Source organism: Micromonospora sp. KC721 (assembly GCF_004348355.1).
GTDB lineage: Bacteria > Actinomycetota > Actinomycetes > Mycobacteriales > Micromonosporaceae > Micromonospora.
In genome coordinates, this window is sequence record NZ_SMJY01000015.1 from 15,037 (window position 1) to 39,957 (window position 24,921).

25 protein-coding genes, 1 tRNA gene and 1 pseudogene are annotated in these 24,921 nt (G+C 68.1%); 13 read left to right on the forward strand and 14 right to left on the reverse strand.

Features of this window, described 5'->3' with window-relative positions:
- Window positions 1-113 precede the first annotated feature (113 nt).
- Complete coding sequence (locus E1182_RS04720; protein WP_165942511.1) at window positions 114-1,325, forward strand: MFS transporter; 1,212 nt, start codon at window positions 114-116, stop codon at window positions 1,323-1,325.
- A gap of 111 nt (window positions 1,326-1,436) precedes the next feature.
- On the opposite strand, the gene E1182_RS04725 is transcribed toward E1182_RS04720, so the two are convergent.
- From E1182_RS04725 to E1182_RS04785, 10 genes are all read right to left on the reverse strand, one after another.
- The gene (locus E1182_RS04725) at window positions 1,437-2,156 is read right to left on the reverse strand and encodes a carbonic anhydrase (RefSeq protein WP_165942512.1); all 720 of its coding nucleotides are present in this window, start codon (window positions 2,154-2,156) and stop codon (window positions 1,437-1,439) included.
- A gap of 164 nt (window positions 2,157-2,320) precedes the next feature.
- Window positions 2,321-3,661, reverse strand: coding sequence for an ATP-binding protein (locus tag E1182_RS04735; protein ID WP_132261397.1), 1,341 nt, complete (start codon window positions 3,659-3,661; stop codon window positions 2,321-2,323).
- 5 nt (window positions 3,662-3,666) lie between these two features.
- Window positions 3,667-4,344, reverse strand: coding sequence for a response regulator transcription factor (locus E1182_RS04740; RefSeq protein ID WP_132261398.1), 678 nt, complete (start codon window positions 4,342-4,344; stop codon window positions 3,667-3,669).
- 135 nt (window positions 4,345-4,479) lie between these two features.
- A complete protein-coding gene (locus E1182_RS04745) occupies window positions 4,480-5,286 on the reverse strand; it encodes a trypsin-like serine protease (RefSeq protein ID WP_132261399.1) in 807 nt (268 codons plus the stop codon).
- Window positions 5,287-5,362: 76 nt separating this feature from the next.
- Window positions 5,363-6,460 carry a winged helix DNA-binding domain-containing protein gene (locus E1182_RS04750; protein ID WP_132261400.1) on the reverse strand — a complete coding sequence of 366 codons (1,098 nt, stop codon included), beginning with the start codon at window positions 6,458-6,460 and terminating at the stop codon, window positions 5,363-5,365.
- A 235-nt stretch (window positions 6,461-6,695) separates the two neighbouring features.
- Window positions 6,696-7,220, reverse strand: coding sequence for a DUF6244 family protein (locus E1182_RS04755; protein ID WP_132261401.1), 525 nt, complete (start codon window positions 7,218-7,220; stop codon window positions 6,696-6,698).
- Between the two features lie 589 nt (window positions 7,221-7,809).
- A complete protein-coding gene (locus E1182_RS30870) occupies window positions 7,810-8,649 on the reverse strand; it encodes a hypothetical protein (protein WP_165942513.1) in 840 nt (279 codons plus the stop codon).
- A gap of 335 nt (window positions 8,650-8,984) precedes the next feature.
- A complete protein-coding gene (locus E1182_RS04775; protein ID WP_132261404.1) occupies window positions 8,985-9,401 on the reverse strand; it encodes a type II toxin-antitoxin system VapC family toxin in 417 nt (138 codons plus the stop codon).
- Complete coding sequence (locus E1182_RS04780; protein ID WP_027656217.1) at window positions 9,383-9,637, reverse strand: hypothetical protein; 255 nt, start codon at window positions 9,635-9,637, stop codon at window positions 9,383-9,385. Before E1182_RS04780 ends, E1182_RS04775 begins: the two co-directional genes overlap by 19 nt.
- Window positions 9,638-9,930: 293 nt before the next feature.
- The gene (locus tag E1182_RS04785) at window positions 9,931-10,188 is read right to left on the reverse strand and encodes a GntR family transcriptional regulator (RefSeq protein WP_132261405.1); all 258 of its coding nucleotides are present in this window, start codon (window positions 10,186-10,188) and stop codon (window positions 9,931-9,933) included.
- Between the two features lie 203 nt (window positions 10,189-10,391).
- On the opposite strand from E1182_RS04785, the gene E1182_RS04790 reads away from it, so the two are divergent.
- A complete protein-coding gene (locus E1182_RS04790; protein ID WP_132261406.1) occupies window positions 10,392-10,631 on the forward strand; it encodes a hypothetical protein in 240 nt (79 codons plus the stop codon).
- Between the two features lie 25 nt (window positions 10,632-10,656).
- Here E1182_RS04790 and E1182_RS04795 read toward each other — a convergent pair whose 3' ends face one another.
- Window positions 10,657-11,196 (reverse strand): nuclear transport factor 2 family protein, encoded by a 540-nt coding sequence (locus tag E1182_RS04795; protein WP_132261407.1) that lies wholly within the window; start codon window positions 11,194-11,196, stop codon window positions 10,657-10,659.
- A gap of 647 nt (window positions 11,197-11,843) precedes the next feature.
- Between E1182_RS04795 and E1182_RS04800 the strand changes: the two genes are divergently transcribed.
- Window positions 11,844-12,866: a kelch repeat-containing protein gene (locus tag E1182_RS04800; RefSeq protein WP_132261408.1), complete on the forward strand. Its 1,023-nt coding sequence runs from the start codon at window positions 11,844-11,846 to the stop codon at window positions 12,864-12,866.
- Between the two features lie 395 nt (window positions 12,867-13,261).
- On the opposite strand, the gene E1182_RS04805 is transcribed toward E1182_RS04800, so the two are convergent.
- Together E1182_RS04805 and E1182_RS04810 are read right to left on the reverse strand one after the other, a co-directional pair.
- Complete coding sequence (locus E1182_RS04805) at window positions 13,262-13,807, reverse strand: kinase (protein ID WP_132261409.1); 546 nt, start codon at window positions 13,805-13,807, stop codon at window positions 13,262-13,264.
- Complete coding sequence (locus tag E1182_RS04810; RefSeq protein ID WP_132261410.1) at window positions 13,804-14,643, reverse strand: AAA family ATPase; 840 nt, start codon at window positions 14,641-14,643, stop codon at window positions 13,804-13,806. The genes E1182_RS04805 and E1182_RS04810 overlap by 4 nt, the downstream gene beginning before the upstream one ends.
- A 248-nt stretch (window positions 14,644-14,891) precedes the next feature.
- Here E1182_RS04810 and E1182_RS04815 point away from each other — a divergent pair, with 248 nt between their 5' ends.
- The 8 genes from E1182_RS04815 to E1182_RS04850 all read left to right on the forward strand — a co-directional run bounded on the left by E1182_RS04815 (window position 14,892) and on the right by E1182_RS04850 (window position 21,370).
- The gene (locus E1182_RS04815; RefSeq protein ID WP_132261411.1) at window positions 14,892-15,221 is read left to right on the forward strand and encodes a hypothetical protein; all 330 of its coding nucleotides are present in this window, start codon (window positions 14,892-14,894) and stop codon (window positions 15,219-15,221) included.
- A gap of 404 nt (window positions 15,222-15,625) precedes the next feature.
- Complete coding sequence (locus E1182_RS04820) at window positions 15,626-15,901, forward strand: hypothetical protein (RefSeq protein ID WP_132261412.1); 276 nt, start codon at window positions 15,626-15,628, stop codon at window positions 15,899-15,901.
- Window positions 15,901-16,137 (forward strand): hypothetical protein, encoded by a 237-nt coding sequence (locus tag E1182_RS04825; RefSeq protein ID WP_132261413.1) that lies wholly within the window; start codon window positions 15,901-15,903, stop codon window positions 16,135-16,137. The genes E1182_RS04820 and E1182_RS04825 overlap by 1 nt, the downstream gene beginning before the upstream one ends.
- A gap of 381 nt (window positions 16,138-16,518) precedes the next feature.
- On the forward strand, window positions 16,519-17,607 hold the full coding sequence (locus E1182_RS04830; RefSeq protein ID WP_132261432.1) for an FtsK/SpoIIIE domain-containing protein: 1,089 nt from the start codon (window positions 16,519-16,521) through the stop codon (window positions 17,605-17,607).
- A 2-nt stretch (window positions 17,608-17,609) separates the two neighbouring features.
- Entirely contained in the window at window positions 17,610-18,512 is a 903-nt protein-coding gene (locus E1182_RS04835; protein ID WP_243706035.1) for a hypothetical protein, read from the forward strand.
- A gap of 137 nt (window positions 18,513-18,649) precedes the next feature.
- The gene (locus tag E1182_RS04840; protein WP_132261433.1) at window positions 18,650-19,945 is read left to right on the forward strand and encodes a replication initiator; all 1,296 of its coding nucleotides are present in this window, start codon (window positions 18,650-18,652) and stop codon (window positions 19,943-19,945) included.
- On the forward strand, window positions 19,942-20,130 hold the full coding sequence (locus E1182_RS04845) for an AlpA family transcriptional regulator (RefSeq protein ID WP_132261415.1): 189 nt from the start codon (window positions 19,942-19,944) through the stop codon (window positions 20,128-20,130). The genes E1182_RS04840 and E1182_RS04845 overlap by 4 nt, the downstream gene beginning before the upstream one ends.
- A gap of 1 nt (window position 20,131) precedes the next feature.
- Complete coding sequence (locus E1182_RS04850; protein ID WP_132261416.1) at window positions 20,132-21,370, forward strand: site-specific integrase; 1,239 nt, start codon at window positions 20,132-20,134, stop codon at window positions 21,368-21,370.
- A 64-nt stretch (window positions 21,371-21,434) separates the two neighbouring features.
- Here the strand turns inward: E1182_RS04850 and E1182_RS04855 are convergent.
- Window positions 21,435-21,506 (reverse strand) — tRNA-Lys (locus tag E1182_RS04855).
- A 576-nt stretch (window positions 21,507-22,082) separates the two neighbouring features.
- Here E1182_RS04855 and E1182_RS31955 point away from each other — a divergent pair.
- Both E1182_RS31955 and E1182_RS04865 read left to right on the forward strand, forming a co-directional pair.
- Window positions 22,083-22,396, forward strand: a pseudogene (locus E1182_RS31955) (SitI3 family protein); the annotation flags it as partial.
- A gap of 302 nt (window positions 22,397-22,698) precedes the next feature.
- Complete coding sequence (locus E1182_RS04865; protein WP_165942514.1) at window positions 22,699-24,870, forward strand: VCBS repeat-containing protein; 2,172 nt, start codon at window positions 22,699-22,701, stop codon at window positions 24,868-24,870.
- Window positions 24,871-24,921 lie beyond the last annotated feature (51 nt).

The window sequence follows — 24,921 nt, forward strand, 5'->3', positions numbered from 1 at the left end:
GTCGGCGTCGCACCCATGGTGGCTTATGTCTCCGCCGAGAACAAAACCCTCGACGGCAACCTCGCCAGGCGTTAAGTTCTCACCAAGAACAAAACCGCGCTTCAAGGACGGACATGAACCCCGACAGCCACGCCCTGCGCCGCGCCCGCGTCGGTCTCTTCGGTGCCTTCGCGACCTCGGGCTTCGTCATGGGGGCCTGGGCCGCCGCCCTTCCCTCGGTCGACCGCCGCCTCCACCTCGGCGAGGCACGCCTGGGCACTCTGCTTCTGCTCATCCAGGTCGTCGGGCTGATCACCATGGTCGCCGCCGGGAAGCTCGCCGGCCGGATCACCACCCGGGGTCTGCTGCGCGCAACAGGCCCCGCCACCCAACTGGTCCTCATCGCCCCCGCACTCGCGCCGAGTTACGAAACCCTCCTGATCTGCGGTGCGGTCTACGGCTTCGGCGTCGGGTTCGTCGAGGTGGGGCTCAACGCCCACTCCGTCGAGTTGGAGCGCTACTACCAGCGGCCCGTGATCTCGTCCTTCCACGGCTTCTGGAGCCTCGGCGGAGCCGCCGCCGGCGCGCTCACCTCGCTCGGCCTCACCCTCGGGCTGGGGAGCCAGGTCATGCTGGTGATCGCCGCGCTGGCCTGCACCGCCGTCTTCGCCGTGTGCACCCGTCCGCTGCTGCCGCCACCGGTCCAGGCCGACGGTGCCGGTCGGGCCACACCCGCGAGCACCGTCCGTATCGGCGTGGGCTTGCTCGGCGCGATGTTCGTCCTCGGCCTCGGCGGCCACCTCATCGAATCGGGCGCGATCGACTGGGCCAACCTGCACGCCGCACGCGTCCTGCGGGCCGACGACGCGCTCGCGCCACTGTCGTACACGGTGTTCGCCTGCGCGATGACGGTCTTTCGTCTCCTGGGCGACCCGATCCGCGCCAGGCTCGGACCCGGTCGCACCCTGCTGAGCGCGGGAGCCCTGGCCGCCGCCGGGTACGCGCTCGTGCTCGTCTCCGGTGCGGCCGGCGGGCTACCCCTCGCGTGGGCCGGCTGGATCCTCGCCGGCTGCGGGATCGCGGTGGTCGTTCCGGTGCTGTTCAGCGCGATGGGCGAGGCCGGAGGACCGCCCTCGCACATCGCCCTGATCTCGATCTCCGGCTCGGCCGGCCTGCTGCTCGGCCCGGCCGCGATCGGCTACCTCGCCGAGGCCACCGACCTCACCGTAGGCCTGCTGGTCCCCGCCGCCCTGGCGGTGTTCATCGCTCTGGCCGGCCCGATCACCGTGGGTCGCCTGTTGAAGGGCCGGACGCCCGAGCGGACGCCGGTGGCCGCGACCCGATAGCGACACGCGGGACGGTTCGGGATGCCGCGCCAGCGACACGCGGGACGGTTCGGGATGCCGCGCCGACCCGGCTGCCACCGGGATCAGCCCCGCGTCCCGAGCCGACCACGATCACTGGACGGTGATCTCGACCTTCCCGGAGTCGAGGGCGTACCGGCCGCCGATCACCTGGAGCGCCCCGGCCTTGATCGCGGGTTGGAGCACCGGCTTGGCGCGGAGCCGGGCGACCATGTCGGCGACGTGCTGGCGTACCGCCTGGTCGACCAGGTCGCCGCCGGAATGCTTCACCTTCTCCACGGCCGGTCGGATCGCGGTGATAATTGAATCCAGATCGGTGCCGGTCGGCTTGCTGTTTTTCTCGACCGCCTCCACGGCGGCGGTTACCGCACCGCATTTCTGGTGCCCGAGCACGAGGATCAGCGGCACCTTCAGTTCGTGCACCGCGTACTGCATGCTCCCCACGACCACCGCGTCGGCGATGTTGCCGGCGTTGCGTTCCACGAAAAGGTCACCGAGGCCCTGGTCGAAGACGAACTCCGGGGCGACCCGGGAGTCGGCGCAGGTGAGGACCTGCGCGAAGGGGTGCTGCCCCTTGGCCAGCTGAGCCCGGTAGTCGGTGCCGAGACGGGGATGCCGCATCTGCCCGCTGACGAACCGCGCGTTGCCCTGCACCAGTCGGTCGATCGCCTGCTGGGGGTTGGTCACCGGGGGTTCGCTGGCCGCGGCGCTCGGGGTGGAGCCGGTGGTTGCCGCCGCGGCGGTGGCGCGGTCGGTGGTGGAGGCGCAGGCGGCGAGCGTCGCGCTGGCGGCGCCGGCCATGAGTAGACGCATCACGTTACGCCGGTGAAGGTTTCCCGTAAAAAGGGAGGTGTCAGCCATGGCCATGAAACTAAACCCGGTCGGCTTTCCCGGCCAAGAAGCGCGCGCGAATGGGACCGTGATCTGACAGACAATATGAAAGAACGATTAAAAGCGGTGGCCCACCACCCATCCGCTCACCTCTCGTGGGCCGGCGGCGGGACGGCCAACGGCAGATCGGTCACGATCCGGCCGCCGCCGAACGGCGGGCCGTTGCCGGCGGTGACCGCACCGCCGAGGGCGTCGGTGAGCGACGCGACGATCGCCAGCCCGAGGCCGGCACCGCCACCTGGGCGGCCCCGGGTGCCCTCGCCCCGCGCGAACCGGTCGAACGCGCGCGGCAGCAACGAGGGCGGGAAGCCCGGGCCGTCGTCCGCGACCACCAGCCGGGCCCACCCATCGGCCTGCGTGACAGTCACCAGGATCCGGCTCCGCGCGTGCCGGTCGGCGTTGGTGACCAGGTTGCCGATGATGGCCCCGACCCACTCCGCGTCGCCCCGGACGAGTAGCGGCTCCCCCCGTACCTCGACGCGGACCTCCTTACGGTGCACCACCCGCCGTACGGTGGCCCGGGCGGTGGCGAACAGGTCGCTGGTGGCTTCGCCCGGCCCGAGCTGACCCGCGTCCGCGCGCGCCAGGGTCAGCAGGTTCTCCGCCAGCCGGGTCAGCCGATCGGTCTCCTCCAGCGCGTTGGCCAGGCTCTCCGCGACCGGCTCCGGCAGTTCCTCGCCGCTGGTGAGTTCCAGCTCACCGCGGAGCACGGCGATCGGGGTACGTAGCTCGTGCGCGGCGTCGTCGATGAAGGCGCGTTCGTTGGCGACGGCCTTCTCGATGCGTTCCAGCATGGCGTTGAGAGTGTGGCCCAGCGCGGCGATCTCGTCCGTGCCGGCCGGCTCCGGAAGGCGGCGACCCACCTGGGCGGCGGAGATCGTCGACGCCTCGTCCGCCATCCGGCGCACCGGCCGCAGCGCCGCCCCCGTCAGCAGCCACGCCGCGACCCCCACCGCGACGGTCAACACCGGCCCGGCGAACGCCAGCACGACCACCAACCGGTGCCGGGCCTCGGTCAGCGGTGTGGTGCCGGTCGCCGCGACGGCGACCAGTTGCCCGCCACCTGCCGTGCCGGCCGGGCGGGCGAGCAACCGGGCTTCGGCGCCCACTCCGGGAACGGGACGGTTCACCACAATCTGGTCCCGGCTCGCCCGGGTCAGCTCATCCCGGGTCAGCAGCGGTTCCGCGCCGGCCGGCATTCGCACGTCCCCGTCGATCTCGATCAGCTGGACGGTCACCAGGGTGGATTCGCCGGATGCGGCACCGGCGGAGACGTCGTCGACGGCCACCGCCAGTTCGTTGCTGATCGCGGTGCTCAGGTGGTTGCTCAGATCCTGATAGAGCAGCAGCGACCCGACGGTCAACACCAGCACCGATCCCAGCGCCGCCACCACCGCGAGGCGTGCGCGCAGTGACCACGGCGGCATGCCGGTCAGCCGCCGTCCGGGCGCAGCCGGTAGCCGGTCCCCCGTACGGTCTCGATTGCGCACCGCCCGAACGGCCGGTCCACCTTCGCCCGCAGGAAGCGGATGTAGACGTCCACCATGTTGGAGGTGCCGTCGTAGGCGGACTCCCACACGTGCTCCAGGATCGCCGTCCGGCTGAGCACCTCCCCCTTGCGCCGCAGCAGCAGATGCAGCAGCGCGAACTCCCGGGCCGACAGGGACACCGCGACCCCACCCCGGCTGACCTCCCGGCTGGCCGGGTCGAGCCGCAGGTCACCCGCGGCCAGGACCACCGGACGCTCGCCGACGTCACGGCGCAGCAGCGCCCGCAGCCGCGCGAACAGCTCCGCGAAGGAGAACGGCTTGAGCAGGTAGTCGTCGGCGCCGGCGTCGAGCCCGCGTACCCGGTCGTCGACCGCGCCACGGGCGGTCAACATGATCACCGGCATCCACCGGTCGGCCTGGCGGAGCCGACGGCACACCTCGAACCCGTCCGGCGCCGGAATCATCGCGTCCAGCACCACCCCGTCGTACGGGAACTGCGTGCCGGCCCGCAGGGCCTCCTGCCCGGTCACGGTGAGGTCGACGGCGTAGCCCTCCCGCTCGAGTCCGCGCTTGAGCAGAGCCGCCATCCGCACGTCGTCCTCGACCAGGAGTAGCCGCACGCACAGCACGGTAGCCGGTGCGGATGCGACGGCGACCGGGGACCGGCTCTCCCGGTGACACCCGAGGCAGGTGATGGTGCTGTTAGGGCCGAACCTGGCTGGCACCTGACCAGAGTGTCACCGGAAGGGCCGCCCTCAGCCGCCGATCGCCGATTTGATCCAGGGCACGATCGTGTCGACCCGGGAGGTCGTCTCGACGTCCGCGTGCGGGCAGTTCGGCCCGGTGCTCTCGACCGAGACGAGGACGGGGCGCTTGCCCTTGCTCTCGGCGAAGTAGGGCGCGCCCGAGTCGTACGGGCAGGCGCTCGTGTCCGGCGCGGGCGCGTAACCGGTCACCCCGAGCGTCGAGGTCGCCACCGAGGCGACCTTGACCTGCCCGGTCCGCAGGATCGTCGACGGCTGAGGGTTCTCCGAGTTGTCCGCGCCGTAACCGGTGATGCGGAGCACCTGCCCGACCTGCGGCGTCGTGCGGACGTACCGCAGCGGTTGGATGTCGGTGATCGGCGTGTCGAGCCGGACCAGCGCGATGTCGTTGGTGGGTGACTGCCGGACCGCGACAACGGTGGCCACGTGGCCGTTCGTGCCGGACAGGTCGGCGCGACCCACCGTGGCGGTGGTCAGGTCGGCCACCGGCCGCTCCACCCGCACCCCGTTGACGTCGCGGAAGCAGTGGCCGGCGGTGATGACCCAGGAGGGGTGGATGAGCGCGCCCGAGCAGGCGCTGTTGCGCCGTCCGCCGTTGGCGGTGGGGATACCGGTCATCGTCAGTTTGACCGAGAAACGGTAGCTGCCCTCGGGAACCGGCTGCCCGTTGGCGATCGCGTGGGCCGGCCCCGCCTGCACCACCCCCAGACCGAGGAACACGGCCGCTCCGAGGAACGCGGCGGCGAACCGTCCCGCCCGGCGGGGGGAGGGCAAATTGCCTACCTTGGCACTGATCATGGGAAATGATAAAACGATCATGGTTGCCGCCGCCAGGGGGCAAAAGGTGACGAACGGTGCAGCAGGCTCGCGCGCGTCAGGGCGAAGACGCCGCAACCTGTACGCGGTGACTCTCGCCGTCGGAGAGGAATGCCGCCAACCTCCGTCCCTCTTCGGTCACGGCGGTGCGTTCACCACGGGAGAAGCCGCGCAACGGAGTGACCATGACGGTGCCCGCCGCGACGTCCCAGGTGCCGGCCACCCGGCCATCGACCAGGACGAGACGTGCACCGGTGACCGACAGCCCACGGTGCTGGTCGTCGATGATCCGGCTGCGATCGTGGTACCCGAGGACCACGTTGTCGAACGCGGGCAGGAACCGTACCGGGGCGGGTGTGTCGGGATCCGGTCGCGGCGCGTCCGGGAGATCCAGCAGCTCTCGGCCGCGCTCGTCGCGGAAACCGACGAGCTGGTCGCGTAGCGTGGCAACCGCGGTGGGCAGTCCGGCGAGGCCGCACCAGGCGCGCAGGTCGGCGCTGGCGGCGGGACCGAACGCGGCAAGATAACGCCGTACGAGCGCCGCGCCGACCGGGTCGGAACCGTCGGGAGCCGGGGGGTCGACGTCGCGTCCCAGCCAGGTGGACAGCGGCAGATTGCGTACCCCCGCGCTCGTGCGCCACAACCCTCGCGGAGGCAGCTGCGCCATCGGAATCAGGGCGAGCAGCATCTCGCCCAGGGCCTGCGGCGCTGGTTGCGGCCAACGGTCGGCAAGCGCCCGCGCGAGCGCGGACATCGAACGCGGCTCCCCGTCGGCCAGCACCGCCCGGCCCGCCGCGGCCAGTTCGTCGAGATCCACCCCGTCGAGCTGTCGCCGGTAGGCACCGAGGACGCGCTGGCGCAGCATCGTGTCGTGGCGGGTCCGCCAGGCCAGGGCGTCCTCGGCGGTGAGTAGGTGAACGGTACGACGCATCAGGTGGGTCCGGACGAGACGCCGCCGGGTCAGCAACTCCGAGAGCGTCCCCGGCGCGAACCCGCGCAGCCGGGACCAGAGCCCGACGAACGGTTCCTGTGGTTCCTGCGCCTGTAGGCCGCACAGGTGGGCGAGCGCGTCGGGCACCGACAGGTCGGCACGATCGAGCAGCAACTGGCGGGCCAACGTCGCACGGTTGAGCGCCCGGGCGTCCAGGATGGTCATCGCGGTACGCCGCAGTCCAGGGGCAGCATGGTCGGGCCGGGCATTTCAGCTCCTCGCCTTCGGGGCGGATGTCTGGGCCGCGGCAATCCTCTCATCGAAAGCGGTCATAACGTGTCCTCGTTCCCCTGCCGAACGGGGTCGAGAGCTTCTTCCTGGACACCGCGGCCCAGCCAGCGCAGGCTGGCACAAAAGGGGTGAGGGTAACGGCTGGCCGGTCTGGGGCCGCCAGCCCCGATCAGTTTCCCGAGCCCAGTTGTCGGGCCTCGGCGACGGCCACCTCGACGGCTTGCCGGGCGGAGTTGGCACGCTGGACCACTGACACCAGGACCTGCTTGATGTTCTCCAGTGACTGCAGCAGCGGCCCCGGTTGCCCGCCCTGCAGCACCACGGCGGCGAGCTGCCGCGCCGCACCGACCTGGGTGATGACCGCAGCCGCCGCCTCACGGGCGCTGTCGACCCGATCCTGGACCGGTGCCAGTCCGCGGATGGTTTCCTGGGGGGTGGCTTCGCGGGCAACGGCAGCGGTCATTTTCGTGGCCTCGCCGATCGATCCGGCGAGGCCGCCCAGCCCGGCCTGGATCGACGCGATGGCACCCCGTACCCGGGCCATGCCCGCCGCCACCGCGGCGAACCCGGCGCCCGCGGCACGCAGCGTCACCTGTTGCGCCTGGCCGTCGGCGGCGGCGGCCAGCCCCTGGGCCTTTTCCACACCGGTCATCAGGGCCCGCAGTTCACCGGTGACCATCTCGATGTGCGACACGGTGTCTCCTGTCGATGACCCTCGTGAAGGCTGTCCAAACTACCCGACGCCGCACCTGGGGCCCGGGTGCGATCCCTCCCGTGAGTCCTGGCAACGGCCTGTGCGAGGTCACGGTCGACTGCAGCCACCCGCTTGAGCGCTGTACGCGCCAGTTACGTCGGACGTTACGCCTGACCGAGCCGCTCCAGAGACTCAGGCGCCCAACACCGCTGCCGCGCCAGCGTAGGCAACTCCTTATGCTGCTACGCGGGCCCGGCTCGCCGCAGCGGGAAGCTCGTCCTGGCCAGGAATCCCGTGCCGCGCCGCCGATAGCCGACCCGGCCCGGCCCGGCCCGGCCCGGCCCGAAGATCGTCCCGGCATTCAGCAGGCTCACGCGAGTCGGAGTCAGCGGTGAGGGTTAGTTGGTTGGGGTGGCCTTGCTGGTCTCGCGCCGATTCGCCGACCACTGAGACGTCCAAACCGCGAGGTCATGCATCCAAGCGTCCTCGGTCGGTGATAAAGACCGGCCCGCTTCGCTGCGATCTTGGCTCGGCCCGTGTCCTGGTTGAACTCGCGACTCGACAGCGTGGTGATAGCAATGTCCACCCGTCAGCCGTCGCCATCTGCCCCCCCGTCCCCGCCTGCGTCCATCGCATACACCGCGAACGATGCGTTCACGTCGGTGACGTCGTCGCGCTTCGGCCGGATGTTCCACCGTGAGTCGGTGATTCCCGATGCGAGATTGCGGCGCAGCCCGTCGTCACTGATTGCCGCCAAGCCGCCGAGCGCGACCCGAGGAGCCTCACCCGCACGCGCCGGTAGGCCGTCACCAAGCTGCCTCAGCACCTCGCGTCCCAGGGTCGTGGTGGGGTCGGGTCCGGTGTAACCGTGCTTGCGTACGTAGATGACTGCGGCAGGAATCATTGCCATGAGACCGAGGAAGATCGCGAGCCCGAGGCCGGGAGACGACTCCAGTTCCTGGAACTCCCGGTAGGTCCGGGCCGTGCTCAACATGCCGATGAGGAAGACCAGGACACCGGCCCCCATCGGGGCGGCAACCGTCATCGCTTCCCACTTCCGGCGTCGCGGGCTAACGATCAGCCGGTCGACGGCGGCCCGGTCCAGCGCCCTCCGTAGGCCCGCCACCGGGGCCCGGTCCCGGACAGCGGCAAGGCCGCGCTCGCCGACGTCACGGACCGCTTCGAGCAGCCGAAGCCCGTCGTCGCGATATGACGCCTCGGCTAGGCGCGCCTCGCCGGCCGGGGTCAGGCCGAGCCGCCCCGGGTCGGCCCGGACCAGTCCGTCATCGATCATCCGGACCACGCCGACATCGATGCCTCGGACGATCCCGCCACTCAGGACCGCGAGGTCCACGTCATTGCCATAGCCTGCGACCAGCGAACGAGCAACCTCGGGACGCGGCCGCCGGTCGCGGACAACGATCGCCACCGATGTGACCAGCCCACCGCCGACCGCCAGCCCGTAGAGGATCCACCAGACGGTCATTCGTACCTCCTGCGGCGCCCGCACTCGTTCGAACCGTACCGACCCTTCGCAATCGACTCACGTCGATGGGGTTGCGCGAGTGCACGAGGCGTCCGACCAGAAGGTCGAGTTGCACTCGAACGAGCCGATCCACAGCTCGAACCCGATGTACCGCAGGTCGTAGCCGGGGGGCGGAGGTACCGCCATGCGAACCACAGTGCGACGATCGTCGGTGATCCGCTTCCACTCAGGTCGGCCGGTCCAAGGGCGTCAGGCCGATGATCCTCGGGCGGCCACCGTCAGGACGCCACGAGCAGCCGGATCTCGCAGCGAACACCGCTGGCCTTGGCAAGCCGACCATCACCGGTCACGAGTGGGCAGGCCAGCAACTCCGCCGCCGCGACGTAAGCCGCGTCGTACGCCGTGACATTGCCCCGCAACTGCCACATCCGGTCAAGCAGCATCGCGACACCAACCGCATCGATGACCAACGAGGGCAGGGCATCGATCGCCTCCTGCGCCCGAGCAAGGCCGAGCTTCCCCCCGAGGACCTTGCCTCTGACCACGGACATGACCTCGACCAGAAGATGACTCGGCGCGGCCCAGTGCGGATCGCCGGTCAGCTCCGCCCGCGCCGCATCGCCGACCGGCCCGTCATCGACCAGGGCATCGGCCAGAACCGACGCATCCACCACGATCACGCGGCGCTTCCCCACGGTCCGCGCTGCTCACGCTGGTCATTCAACTCGGCGGCACTCTCCCCCGGCAGGGAGCGAGCACCGTCCGATCGGCCGGCGAAGCGATCAAGGGCCGCCGTGTTGCGCAGCCGTCGAGCCTGCGTCTCCACCAACTCCAGCAGGTACGCCTGGAGTGACTGCCCGCGCGCCTTGGCCTGGGCCGCCAAGGCGTCCCGCACCTCTTCCGGTACGTCCCGAATCTGGAGAGCAACCATGCATTCATTATGCATGCAGCATCGCTCACTCGCCAGGAAAGACTCGAACCCTCGATCAACCGGTTCGCATGACGACTGCGGCACGGCCAAGAACCGCAGGTCAGAGAAGTGCGTGGGCCGCCTGGGACTCGAACCCAGAATCCCGCAGGCCGCCGATAGATCGTCCCGAATCGGGCAGATCTGGCCCCTGACCAGGGCGGGAACCCTCATTGCCTCTCGGCGTTTTACAGGCCTTTCCGGGCTCAGTTGTGCCGGATCTGTGCCCGATGATCTTGCGCCGGGCATCGATGGGGTTACTGACTCTCGGGTCGGACGAACGTCCCGCGTTGCGGCACCACGAACAGCACGCCCTGATCCACCAGTACGGCGATCGCGCGTCGCACGGTCGCGCGAGCAAGGCCGTACTCCTGGACCAGCTGAGACTCGGACGGGATGGCTCGGTTGGGCTGCCAGTCACCGCGACGAATCCGGGCCGCCAAGATGCCGGCCAGTTGGCGATAGGGCGGCAGCGGCGCGCCGTGGTCGATGCCGGCGTCCGGGTCAGGCTCCATGAACCTGACGCTAGAAGTCTCGACACGAGCCGCTTCGACCTTCTACGTACCTAGACGTCTGTAGACCAAGCTTGGTACGGTGCGGCCAACCCGCTGTGCCGGTCGTAGAGAACCCGAACTCGCCCCGGTGCGGCGGTACCCCTGCCCGGCTGAGCTCCTCCAGCTCGGCCGGGCAGGGCTCACCGGCGAGGAGATACGGCACCATGACCGAAGTCCAGCCCCCGGCCCCTGGCCAGGAGTTCTGGATCACCCGTGAAGCCTCGGTGCAGTTCGTAGACCAATGCTTCCTGTTTCGAGTGATCTCGGTGTGCCCAAAGCCCACCTACCAGGGTTGGGCCTGGCTGACCGGATACGTGCTGGACAGCCGGGGCATCGCGGTGGACAAGCGAGAGATCTACGTGCGGCTGGTCGGTCTTCGCCCAGCTCAATGCCTCGTCCGGTAGCGAGCGGGATCACGTCCTGGACGCCCTACGGCTGCTCGCAAGCACTGGCGCGGACGTGGCCCCCGCACCATGGGTGTGGGTCGACCGACCACACACGCCATCCGCCGTCATCACGGCGAGTCTCGAACCGCCACGGGTACGGACTGCCGTGCATCATGAGTCCGCCGCCATCGGTCGGCCACCACACCGCCCGGACCTCGGTCACGACCTGGGCGCGGTCGTCGTCCTGGTGTTCAACAACGAAAGCCGCTGCGGTCACCTTCGACACCGCCGGTTCGGTCCGGCTGATGTCCTGCCGGATCTCGCGCCACTCGTTGACCAGCTCGTCACGGTGTTGCGGTGCCAGCGCCGACCGTAGGCCCAGTTCCTCACCCGACGACACCGCCAGCATGAACACGTTCGCCGCAGCGTCCGGCGACGGCTGCCCCTGGTCCGCCTGGTGCGTCTTCACGGCCACCCACCCCACCCCGGCGGCGGCCGGACCAGCCACGCACAGCGCCAGGCCGGCGGCGAGGTACAGCACCCACCGGCGCGGCCGTCGACGACCGTCCTCCCCCAAGGTCATTCCCGCACGATAGATCGACTAGTCGGCTTTCGTGTCGCGGACCCCGCCCCCGACGGACACCGCCACAGTGGCGCAGTTGACCTAAACCTCGACCGACACGGACCCGGCTCCCGAGGTCGAAGCTGGCCCCCGGCGGCCACCCCTCCCCTCCCAGGTGAGCAGTTGAACTGACCCTGAGCGGCTGTAAGTCGGCTCCTGGGCGACTCGCATAGCCTGGACACGCTGATCAGGACTGCGGCGGCGGCGAGGGAGACGGCCAACGCGTTGGTAAACGCGAGCGGCACCGCAAGCACGACCGGGGTGACGGTCGCGATAACGCGGCGGCGGGACAGCCGGTCGAACACGACCCGCTCCAGGCGGATCCGACCGTATAGGAACAGCGCGGCCCTTAGGCAGAATAATCCTCATATCCCAAGGGCCGCGCCCACCGTCATTCCGTTAGGAGTAGTTAGCCACGGCGCAATTTTCGCTCTCGGTGGAAAGTGACAGGTTTCCCGCAGTTGTCGCGTCCGTCAGGCTGTTAGCCTGCCGAAAAGCGGAAGCGCCCGCCGACACATCGCGAAGGGAGCGCCGTAGTCGTGACGACAACTCGTATTCTCGGCCGTGCCGCGCCACGTAGGACACTGTGCCTCGCCATTGCCGTCGCAATGGCCCAGATTCTGTCACCTGTCGCCGGTGCCGCGGGCAGGGGCGGCCGACCCGCAGTCGAGTGGCGGGCGGAGGACCCGCTGTCGAGCCCTCGCTACGCACTGGCAGCGGCCACGGCGCCGGACGGGTCGATTTTTGCGATCGGGGGCTCCGACAATTCAAAGACCGGAGTCGTGGAGGTCTACTCACCTCGAACGAGACAGTGGAAGGCCGGTCCGTCGCTGCCCCACTGGAGATACCGCCACGCGGCTGCCACCGGCGGAGACGGGCGCATCTACGCGATCGGTGGCGGCTCTCCCGGCGGCGAGGGCGTGTTCCTCCGCTCCGTGCTCGCCCTGACGCCGGGCGACGACCACTGGGTGCCCGTGGCGCCGATGCCCACCGGACGACAATTGCTCGCCGCGGCAGCCGGCACCGACGGCCGCATCTACGCCGTTGGCGGGCGCTACTACGACGTGCTCGCTACCCTCGAAATCTACGACCCGACGGTCGACCGGTGGGCCACCGGAGCGCCGATGCCTGCGCCGCGCTACGGAATGGGAGTGGCAGGCGGACCGGACGGACGGATCTATGCAATCGGCGGCCAAGGAGCCCGTGTCGGAAGCATCCTCGATGTCGTCGAGGCGTACTCGCCCGCCACCGGCGCATGGACGACTCTCGCGCCACTTCCCCGCCCGCGGGCTGGGGTAGAAGCCACGACCGGCCCGGACGGCCGCATCTACGTGATAGGGGGCTGTGAGTTGGACCTCGAAGCCCCGCCAGGGGAACAGTGCGTGTTTACCACCCGGGTGGACGTGTACTCACCCGACACCGACACCTGGGAGACGGTCACCGGCACCACCATCGCCCATAGTGAAGGGGCGGTGGTCACGAGCGGCAGGAGGATCTACGCCATCGGCGGGCACACCGCCGCGGTGGAGTCCATGCGGGTGACTGCCCGCCGTCGGGTTCCCCAGCCTCCGGTCGGCGACTCTTCCCGCAATCTCCAGCCTCCGCCGGACGCGTCGCGCACCGGACGTTAGCAACGGCTGGGTGCCGAAAGTGCGCGGGTGACCTGACAGCCCACGTAGGCAGGAAGGGCACGTGGACATTGATGCGGTCGACTCCGCGCCCGAGCCACTGCGGTCCCGCCACGGCCACCGCCCACATGCTTGGGACTTGCCGGTCAACCCTGCCGCGGTCTCGGACCTCCTCTCGGCGGGCACCGGCAGTTCCTTGGCGTCTCATCGCTGTTCTGTCCGGCTGGCTACTGCGTTGTGTTCCATCGACTTGCATGTCGCGCCGCGCGCGCCGGGACGTGACCGGCCGCCAGGCCGCATGCGCGGCCCGGCGCTGGCGCGGCGGCGGGCCGCTTGCGGCCCGCCCTTGACCAAGTAAAGAAAGTCTGAACACACTATGCTTCGGCCACAGCGCAGGCTTAGGCAAGGCTGCGATCGATCCGCCGAACAATCATTTCGGCTGCCTCGGTTGCCGATACGAGCTCGGTGTCAATCCTGATGTCTGCTTCAGGTAGACGCGGCGTCTGTTCGATGGCTGCGAAGCGCTGTTCGTCGTCTCCTGTGGCCCGAGAGCGAATGCGGTCACGGAGTATCGCGGGCCGACAGTACAGTTCGACTACGGTCCAGTTCGCGCCACTCTTCGCATCACCGGTTATCGCTTCGACCGCTTCGACCTGGCCAAGGTGTACAACGGGTAAATGCCCTAAGTCCCATAGCTGCTCTAGTCCCGAACGGTCAACGAAGTATGTCGCGCCATACCGGCTGTTTTCCCACAGAATTTCACCTGGCCTCTGGCGTAGATCGTCGGCTTGTCTCGAACTGATCATCCGATATCCCGTGGTCCTACCAGGGCCGACCTTCAGCCGCTTGAAGTGCTCGAACTGAGACTTCCGGCTGACAAGTTCGGCGGTTACCGTGTCCTTGCCAGTAGCGGGAGCACCGTAAAGGATCAGGCCCGTTTTCACAGTGCGGCCATCTTGCTAAGCAGCTCCTTGGCTTGCTCCTGCAGCGGCCTAGCACCTGCGGAGTTGTCGACGCTTACGTAGGGGATCTTGGGCTCGAACATAAGGTCAAGGCCATCGAGGTACTTGGCCCAGTTCCCAAGCTTGTGATCATCCCGGGCGGCTCCACGACGACGGATATAGGTGTGCATGGTATCGGCATCGCAGTACACCCAAACAACCTGGAGAGTTCCGCTGTGCTCCGCCACCAAGGCGGCCAGACGATCACACCATGCTTTATCTCGCAGCTCCTTGGTGAAGGGCGCAGTCACGACCACCGACACCCCGCACTGCAAATTTTCCGTGAGGGTAGCCGTCAGGGCTTCGTACTCCGCAGGGCGGATTGCCGACAAGTAGGTATCCGACTCTCGATCGTGGGGCGACCGCCCCAACCGCTCTAGCGCTGCTTCGACCACAGGCCGTGTTGTTGTGTCTTTGTCGAGAATCGCCCAGCCGGTTTGACGAGCTAGAACGCGCCCGAACTCCGTCTTGCCCGATCCGGGATATCCTCCAATGAGGATTACTCGGGGACCTGACTTGTTCGGGGTTCCGCCGGGGTTGTGCACGATTCGGCTTGAACGAGCCCGGTTGATGACGAGCCCTTCGTCCGCCAGCATCGCCATTGCTCGATTGATCGTGGCAACGCTGGTGTTCCAGGAGTCGGCAAGAGCCCTGGTGCCGGGCAGCTGCCGCCCGTGCGCCAACCGCCCGGACTGGATGTCGTTCCGGATGGTCTGAGCGATGACGAGCGCGCTCGTCCCTCGCTGCAACTCGCCTCGGGGGTCTGCCTGGGTGCTCATCGGACTCCTTGTCTCGTACGACCTGCGGCCACGAAGAGTGCTCGAACCAACCTCGCAGGTCGATGTTTCCGCAGGTCAACAGGTCACTAACGTGAATCTGAGTGTATCAGTTGACGCAGACTGAACCAAACTGTTAGCCTCTGATCCAAGCTGATCCGCTCTGTTACAACGGATGCAGGGTTCATCAGGGCCAAAGTGCCCATTTCACCGACGACACAAGCACCAAGAGACGAAGGAGAACGAGCGAGATGCGGAACATCCCGGTGAATCTGGCTGGCTTCAAGCTGCGGGTGGTGGAGGAGCCGTCGATCAAGACGGACCAGGAGGGCAAGGTCAAGACGGCGTATGGGACCGATGACCCGCTGTACGTCGTGGCGGTGTTCGCCAAGCCGGTGGCGACGGAGGACGGCTACCGGGGCAAGGGTGAGGAACTGAAGATCACTCTTTCGACCGTCCCGGAGGGGATCGAGGAGGGCGACGTGGTCGAGCTGATCGGCCCGACGGTGTCGCACTGGGAGAACGAGGGTCGGTCGGGGTTGTCGTGGAAGGCGCAGGCCCTCAAGCCGGTCGGCGCGTAAGAGCCTTTGGCCCCGCCCCTTTCTGGTGGGTGACCCGTTCGAGTCGGGTCGGGGCGCTCATGTCGAAGGTATGCGAACTCGGTGAGGTTGCATCATCGGCAGATTGTTCATTGAGAATTACACAGTGGATACAACCTTGCCTAAAAACAGCCATTTTCGCTTCGACATGTGAAGGGAGGTTGCTATGTCGAACCTTGAACTTGTTCTTATTGTGTTGCTGGTTGCGTCGGCGTCGATGAATTACGGCCTGCTGCGTCGTGAGGCGCGTCGGGTGCGTCGGGTGTGGCGTCTGTCCGGTCGGGAGTAGCTACGGCTCGGTGGTTTCTATCCGCCCCTTGGAGCCTTGTTCCGGGGGTGGGTGGTGCTCACCGATTCGGGTGGGTCGGACCGGGAAGGGGCGGTGTATGGATTTGGTGCCGGAGCTTGTGAAGTCGTGGACCGGCCGGGCGAGGTATGAGGCGCTGGTGGGCAACGTGCAGGGCTTGGCGATGCTGCTGGATGGCGTCAACAGCCTGATTAAGGCGTGTGAGCCACCGCCGGGGACGCTGTACCAGTTCGCTGCCCGGGTCGAGGACCTGGAGGACGCACACAAGCAGGCCGTGGAATCGCTGCGGGCGTTTCACCTGCGGGTCAAGACGTACGAGGCGGACCTGATCGCTAAGCCGTGGAAGGTGAGTTGATGTCGTACCGGATCAGTGACACCTACGACGGTATTGATCAGGCGATGCGGCTGCTGCGGCGGTCGATGAAGGGAATGCCGGAGCGGTATCGCTACATGAAGCACTACGACGAGCTTCGTCGGTCGGTGGCGGTGCTGTTGATCCTCCTCGAAGAGGCGACACCGTGGATGGATGAGACGGACAAGGCGAAGCAGGCGACGACGACCGCGAAAAAGATGCTCGCGGCGGTTCGCTGACGGTAGTTGTTCGACGGAAAAGCCCGGGTTGGTGATCCGATCCGGGCCTTTCCTTGCCCGAAAACAGTAGCGACGGAATTGCATACGAACTGGTGAAGGTAGGTGCGGGAAATGGGTAAGCGTACTCAGGGGTGGGAATGGCGGGTCGCGGGGTGGGCCGCGCGGCACCCGGGTTTCGTGGCGACTCCGGCCGCTGCCGCTGCCAGCGTGGTCGAGTTCGGGCCGGTGACGACGGGTGGTGTGCTGGCCGGTGCGGTAGCGGCCGGTGTGGGCTGGTACCGGGGTCACCCGGATTCGTGGTCGACGGTGGCGGCCCCTCGGTTGCGGGCGGTGCGTCGCCGGTGGCTGTCGCGGGCCTACCTCGGGCCGTGGTGGGGCCGGGTGACGGAAGCGTGCAACCTGGTGACGGTTCACCGGACCACCGGGGTGATTAACCACCCTCGGATCATCCGGGTGCGGTCGCACTCGCCGTCGACGGAGACGGTCTACGTGCGGTTGTTGCTCGGGCAGACGCCGAAGATGTGGGAGGAAGCCGCTGAGGCCCTGGCCGTCGGGCTGTCTGCTGAGCGGGTGGGCGTCGAGCGGGTCCGGCCTCAGGTGATCGCGTTGGTCGTGCAGCGCTCGGAGCCGTTCACTGAGCAGATCATCCCGCCGGACCTGATGGCTGACTCCGACGCGGTGGACCTGTCGCGGGTGTACCTGGGCGAGACCGAGTACGGCACCGACTGGTACGCGCCGCTGATCGGGCAACACTGGCTTGTCGCCGGTGCCACCGGGTCGGGTAAGAACTCGGTGACGTGGATGGCGGCGCGGGCGTGCGCTCCGCTGATCCGTGACGGCCTGGTGCGCCTGCACGTGGTCAACCCCAAGGGCACCGAGTTGAACGCCCTTCGGCCGGTGTCGCACCGGTACGCCGAAACCGACGGCGACATCGTGGAAGTCATCCAGGGCTTCTGGGCCACGATGCAGGACCGCAAAAAGGTCTTGGCGGAACAGGGCCGGCGAACCTTCGCCATGTCGCGGGACACCCCGCTGGACCTCCTGCTCGTCGACGAGCTGGGCGCGGTGACCGGGTACGGAGACCGGTCCATGACCAAGGGCGCTCAGGCCGCGTTGCCGCTGATCCTGTCTCAGGCTCGGGCGCTGGGCGGCAGCGTGATCGGCGCGCTTCAGGAGCCCACCAAGGACGTAATCCCGCAGCGTGACCTGTTCTCCCTGCGGGTGTGCCTGCGGGCTACCTCGGCCGGGCACGTTGACATGGTGCTTGGTGAGGACATGCGGCGCCGGGGCGCGCTGGCCGACGAGATCCCAAACGTGCCGGACTCGGCCGGGATCGGCTTCGTCGTCAAGCAGCGGTCACGAACCCCCGTGCGGGTCCGGGCCGCGTACTGCGACGACAGCGACATCGCCGAACTCGTCCGTGTCGCCGGCTGGCCGGTCTCTGAACTGGCCAACGCGGGGCAGGGATGAACATGCGGCGGGCTACCAAACCGCCTCGGCCGGTTCGCAAGCTGAGCAAGCGCCTGGACGTGGCGCGGCAGCTTCACGACCTGGAGCAAGACGCCGCGCTCGACATCGTGGACATCGAACGGCTCCGAGTGAGCGTCACTCGATCCCTATGGGTGTTCCTGGCGGTCGGGTCGGTGTTCACCACCACCGGCGTCCAAGACTTCCTCGCCGGTCACCTCACCCCGGCCGACCCGGTCTGGTGGGGCTGCTGGGGAGTCGAACCCTGCCTGGTCGGCATCCTCATCACGATCCTGCGATGGGAAGCCGCGATGATCGCCCGGGGCATCGACATCGACTCCAAGGCGGTCGACTGGCTGAAGCGGTTCTTGCTCGGCTCCACGCTCGTGATGAACGTCGTGCCGGCGCTGTGGCCGCGTGAAGGCGGGATCAGCGCGGGAATGCTCGCGGCGCACTTCATGGTGCCGGTCCTCGTGTTCTTCCTCGCCGAAGTCATGCCCATCGTGCAAGCCCGATGCACCCAGGCACGCCGGGCCATCACCCTCACCAAACCCGAGAACAGCACGCCGGAACCCATCGACCCGGTCCCGGCCGCCCCGGTCGAGACTCCGGCTCCCCCGGTGGAAGCCTCACCCCCGGCCGTGTCACCGGTGACCCCGCCGGCGGCACCCATCGAGGCCCCGGCCGCCCCAGCAGAAACCCCGGCACCGGTCCCGGCTGCCGCCGTGGAGCTGGACGGGTTGGGCATCCCGGCCGGAATGCAAGCCCAGATCCGGCAACTCGTCGCCGGCTCAACCGCTCCGGTAACCGCCGTCGACATTCAACGCGCTACCCGGCTACCGCTGCCGATCGCGTCGAAGGTCGCTGACCGGCTCGCTCCGGTCACGGCTAACGGCTACGCGCACTGATCTTCGTACCTTCTCTCGCTCGCTCTGACCTGCCGTGCTCCTCGCTCCGGGGCACGGCAGGTCTGTCTTCGGAGGAGACCCCCATGGCATTACCACCTCGGCCCGTTCATGACGGTGAAGCGGCCTTGGCGCAGTGGATGCGTACCCCGGCCTACAAGCAGTGGCGCGCCGGCGTCGAGAGCGTCAAGGGCTGCCTGCAACCGGTCCGGCTTGTCGGCAAGTTCGAAGTCCGCCACCTCGGCACCGGTGACCTGATCGCCTCACGGCAGGGCCGAGTGTGGGCGTCCTGTGGTACGCGCCGCGCGGCGGTCTGCCCGACCTGCGCCGACCGGTACGCCGCCGACGCCTGGCACCTGATCCACGCGGGCATGTCCGGCGGCAAAGGCGTCCCCGACACCGTGGCCCGGTCCACCCGCCTGTTCGTCACCCTCACCGCCCCGTCGTTCGGTGCCGTCCACAACCGGCCCGACAAGCGGCCCTGTTCCTGCGGCAAGTGGCACCCGGACGGGTACCGGCTCCTGGGTAGCCCGGTCGACCCGGACTCGTACGACTACACCGGGGCGGTGCTGTGGCAGGCACACAGCGGCCAACTCTGGCACCGGTTCACCATCGCCCTACGCCGGGCCGTCGCCGCCGCCGGTGGCCTCACCGTCCGCGCATCCGGCGCGCACCTACGGATCTCCTACGCCAAGGTCGCCGAATACCAACGGCGCGGCCTGGTCCACTTCCACGCCGTCATCCGCGCCGACGGCCCGACCGGTCCAGACTCGGCACCCCCGGTATGGCTCACCCCCGACGTCCTGGCCGACGCGGTACGCACCGCGGCTTCATTCGTCCAGCTGGAGACCGCCCGCCCCGATGGGACCACGCTGGCTTTGCGGTGGGGCAAGCAGGTCGACGTCAAGGACATCACCGCCACCGACGTCGACATCGATGACGGAGACGACGACGGGGACCAGGCCGTGGCCGATACCCGGCTTGCCGGCTACATCGCCAAGTACGCCACCAAGGGCACCGGTGCGACCGAGACCGGAGACCGGCGTATCCGCTCGCAGATGCACATCGACCGACTGCGGGTCTCCGATCACCACCGGGCGATGATCCAGGCGGCGTGGGACCTCGGCGGCCTCGACCAGTACACCGATCTCAAGCTGCGTCACTGGGCGCACATGCTCGGCTTCCGGGGCCACTTCCTCACCAAGTCCCGGATCTACAGCACGACCTTCAAGAACCTTCGCGCGGAGCGTCGCGCGCATCAGCTTCAGACCGCGCTCACTGAGGCCGGTTTGCCCGATGACACCGACGTCCTGGTCGTCAACGACTGGCAGATCCTCGGCATCGGCTACGACTCGCCGGAGCAACTCGAACTCGCCACCGCGATCGGTGACCGCATTCGAACGGCCCGACAGCAAGCCAGGAAGGAGCCCCGATGACCACCCCCACCACTACCGAACGCCTGTGGAGCGTCAACGACGTATCGGCGTTCCTCGGCATCCCCGTCGGCACCCTCTACCAATGGCGTCACCGCCGCGTCGGCCCCCGCGCGTCCCGCGTCGGCCGGCACCTCCGATACGACCCCGCCGACGTGCGGGCCTGGTTCGACAAGAAGGCGGCCTGACATGCCCATCGATGACCTGTGGTACCTGACCAAACGCGGGCCAGACAAGAAGCGGCTGCCCTCCAAGCGGCATGGCCGGGGCAAACGCTGGCGGGTGCGCTACACCGATGCCGCTGGTGAACCCCGGGAGAAGCTGTTTGAGCGCAAGGTCGACGCCGACGCCTTTGACCTCGAATGCCGTTCGGGCGTCGCTGCGGAGGTAAAGGCTAAGCGTGAGACGGACCGACTCACTTTCGCCGAGTACGCGCAGCGGTGGAGGGAATCGCGCGAATCCGGGTGGGCCACGGAAACGCGACGGCGCATCCCGCAGAACTTGCGAAAGCACCTTCTCCCTGTGTTCGGCGCAAAGGCAATTCGCTCCATCAACCTGACCGACGTGATGGCCTGGCTTAGTCGGCTGCTCGATAACGGCACGCCGAAATCGTCGGTAAGCCTGTACTTTGGGCTGTTAAAAACCATCATGAACGCCGCTGTTATCGACAAGGTGATTGCCGACAACCCCTGTAACGGGGTGAATCTCGCCCAGATCCTGCGTGGTCTTTCGCGTGCGCCGAAGTGGGTTCCCACTGAGGACCAGGTTCTCAAGCTCGCCGAGGTAGTGCCGCGCCGCTTTCGGGCGGCTATCTGGCTGGGTGCAGGGGAAGGGCTTCGTCTCGGTGAGGTCTTGGGCATGGAAGCCGGGTCGCGCTGCGTGGACTACGACCACGGGGAGTTGCACGTCATCCAGCAGTTGCGACACTCGCCGGAGCACTTCGGCGGCTTCTACCTCTCGACGCCCAAGAGCGGATCGGTCGGAACCGTGGATCTTGACGCGGTGGTAGCTGAGGAGCTGGCCGCCCATGTGAGCGATGTCGGCCCCGTCGAGTTCGAGCTTCCTGACATCACGACGGGGGAGCGGCTGACTCGTCCGGTGGCGGTTCTGTTCACCTCGTCCCGGGGAAAGCTGCTGAACGATACCTACTGGTCGCAGTTGTGGGCGGAGTGGCGTGAGGCGGCCGGTTGGCCCAAGGAAGGCACCTTTCACTCCCTGCGCCACTTCTTCGCCACGACGCTGATGAGCAACGGTGTGGAGCCCCAAGAGGTACAGAAGGCGCTGCGGCACGCCAACCTGCGAATCACGCTGGAGACCTACGTCCACTGGCTGCCGAAGAAAGACCGGCCGCGCGGCCTGGTCGGCAGCCTCCTCCGGCAGGCAGACGGCAAGCGGCGGGAACCTTCCGCCGACCAGGTTCGAAGCTGAGTTGTGCCCTGGTTGTGCCGAATGATCTTCGTCGAGCGTTTGCCCTGGTCGGAGGCTTGCAGAGTGGGCCGCCTGGGACTCGAACCCAGAACCTAAGGATTAAAAGTCCTCAGCTCTGCCATTGAGCTAACGGCCCGCAGTGTCACCAGGTTACCCGATCACCCCGACTCGGATTGATATCCGCCCGGCCTGCGGCCCAGCGGGCACTTGCTCCTGTGCCCGCTGGGCTGCAAGCCGGCACTTGCTCCTGTGCCCGCTGGGCTGCAAGCCGGGGCAGGGCATTCGTCGGCGCCGATGCTGAGGGCTGCGGTGTGGGGCGCTCGCCAACGAGCGTTGAGCCGGTCCCGCCCACGCACGCGGGTGAGGTAGGGGCCGACGTCTGGCTAACGGGCACCGACGCTTATGGGGCTACGCAGAGGGTTTGGTGAGCGGACCCCGCCAGGCCAGTACGGCGATGAGTGTGCCGTCGCCGCAGTTCGCTGGCGAGCACGAGCTGGCCTGGAGGACGCCGAGCAAACTGCGCCAGCGTCCTCCGCTGGGTTCTGTCCTCAACAGGTACCCCCTGGCACCGCCGACTTCTTCCACTTGTGCCGTCAGGCTGCCGCCGCTCGCTCGGCAGACGTAGACGAAGTTGATGTGTCGGTGTGGTCCGACCTTGCGGTCTTCGATGTCCATCTCGATGATCGCGAACAGCGCCAGCCCCGATGGGCGGCTCGGGTACACCATCACCGTCTCGGGGTTAGCAACGGCTACTTCGACGCCGAAGACGACGACGGCAGTCAGTGGGGGTGGGAACCAGACGCGTACGTCAACGTCGTCTTCCACATGCGCAAGAACGACCGGCCCGAGGCCGCGATCCCCGACATGGTGACGACTGTCGGTCGCCTACTCTCCAGCCGGCCGGAGGACGCCGCGCTGGTACTAAACGGCAACTGGCTCCTGCTCACACGAGTCGCCGGGAACGTACGCAAGCACCGGCCATCGTGGTGGGACGACTACGGCGTCGCCGCCGTGGTCCTCCAGTGAGCAGACCCCGAGTGACTCCGGCGCTCGCCTGCCCTGGGTGACGACGTTCCCAGTCAAGGGTGACGGCGCAGCACCTGCCCGGCCGACGCACACCGGTCGGAAGGGCGCGGCCCGCCGTCCCCGGGCGTCCCGCCGGGTGCGACGAGGCTTGTGCGGGTACCGCCATGATGACGGTTATCGCATGTCACCAACCCGACACATTGTGGTTTCGGGGCACGCACCGCAGCTTCGGTCCGGCAGAATCCGAGCCGCCTGCGTTCACGGTCGTAAATGAACCAGGCACCACGACGGGGAGGGTCAGCATGGGGCTACGCCAGATCATAGGCGCGTCTGCGGCGGCGTCGATTATCTGGGCCGCGCCGGGCGCGGCCGCCGGTGCTCCGCTACCGGACCGGCTGCCCGGCGCGGCCGTCGTCACCTCGGTGGACGATCCGCCGGACGTCGAGGTTCCGAGTGATCCCGCGGAGCTGCCTCCGCCGCCGGAGGCCTCCATCTTGGAGAAGGAGCAGGCCGGGCTGATTGTCAACATGCCGGCGTCTTCCTGGGAGGAGTACGCCAAGAACGACTACCAGTTCACCATCGAACTGTGGCGCCGGGCGGTCTTCGACACCGAGGTACGCGCCGGCGCGGAGCTGGCGATCGGCACCTACGACCCGGAGACGCATCGGTGCGACGCCTGCACCACATTCGTCCGCACGAACATCTACGCCGCCAACGATCGGGACATCCGACAGGAAACCAGGGACCGGACGGCCGCGTTCGAGGCCCGCTATCGGCGCCAGGCGGTCGCCGACATCGTGGACTACACCTTCCCGGACGCGTCCGCGGTCGGCTCCGGCGACCGAAACTTCGCCTTCAACATCTGGGAGCACCTGCGCGCCACCAAGCCCTGGGCGACCCGATCGATCGCTGCGGCGGCCGCCGCGGTGACCGCAACGCCGGACGCCCGGGTCGAGTTCCTGACCTCGTTCGGGGCCGCCTACTTCTATCCGGACCAGGCCGACCACCTGGCCGACATCTACGCCGGTGACCAGGAGAAAAAGGCCGAGGCCGAGCGGCGCGCCAAGCGCAAGTACGCGGGCATCGCGGTCGGCATCTCGTTCGGCCAGCCGGGCAACGAGGACGAGTCGTGGTACCTGGTCAGCGACAGCGTTTTCCTGGATCGCCTCTACACCAGGATCGAGAATGACCCGTTCTACACGCTTTGCTCGCACGCCATCGCCATCGTGCTGTACGACGAGGGCCCGACCCAGTGGCGTGAGTTCATCAACAAGGGCATCCACGACGTAGCCGCGCAGGACGAGGAGCGCCGCCGCGTGGAGCGCTACGAGAAGATGCGCGCGGTCGTTACGGCCATTCGGGATGACGCGGAGCGGCAGGGGTTCAAGAATCGCGCCATCGCCGCCAACGCGGCGCTGGCGACCGGCAAGCTCAGTGCGTTGATTACCTTCGAGCAAACCTACGACCGGTTGCCGCCCGACTCCAGCGACCTGACGGCGTTCTACGACAACGGCACTGCGGCGTCGACGCTGTGGGTCTTCGGTCACGTCGGCCGCAAAACCGGCACCGCGCGCCGGGTGTGGAGCGCGCCAGCCGGGTGGCGGGCACTGAACGCACAGCCGGTCAACGGCGAGTTCGACGGCAAGGCTGGGCAGGACAGCGCGGTGCTCTACAAGGTAGGCAACTTCAACTACCGGCTCGAGGTGTTCGGCAACGTCGACGCCTTCACGGGCGCGCCGCGCACCGTCTGGGAACTCAAGCCAGCCACCTCGACCACCGGCCACACCCTACAGACACCGGTCGCCACCGACGTCAACGGCGACGGCCGCACCGACATCGTGGTCTACGGCACCGACGCGGCCAAGAAGCCGGTCCTCATCACGCTGTACGGCGAGGCGGGCGGGGCGTTCCGGCAGACGACTGCCACCGCGCCGGCCGCACTGGTGACGGGCCGGGCGGTGGCCGGCGATGTGAACGGTGACCGCAAGGGTGACCTGGTGACGTTCGTCCAGCACGCCACCAAGGGAGCCCAGATGTGGCTGGCCCTGGGCGCGGACACCGGTCTCGGGACGCCGGTGGAGCGCTGGTCGAGCACGTCGGTGAAGCTGGCTGAAGCCGGCACCCCGGTGATGGGCGACTTCGACCGGGACAACCGGGCCGAGGTGGCCATGTTCCGCAAGAAGTCAGCCACGACCGTAGCGGTGTGGCTACACGACAGCATCGCCTCGGGAACGGTCAGCTTCGCGGAGAAATGGACCTCACCGTCCGGCTGGACGTTCGACGCGCTGTTCCCGGTTGCCACCGACGTCAACGGCGACGCGCGTACCGACCTGGCGCTGATGCGCCGCGACGACGTCGCGAAGGCATCGGTCTGGGCGGTCCGGGCCAAGTCCGGCGGCTTCGACCCGGCGGTCCAGCCGTGGACCTCGGCGAAGGGCACCTGGCGGATGGCCAACACCCGGCTCTCGCGCTAACGCTCGGGAAGCACGGAAAGGGCCGGGTCACCTTCGTGGAGACCCGGCCCT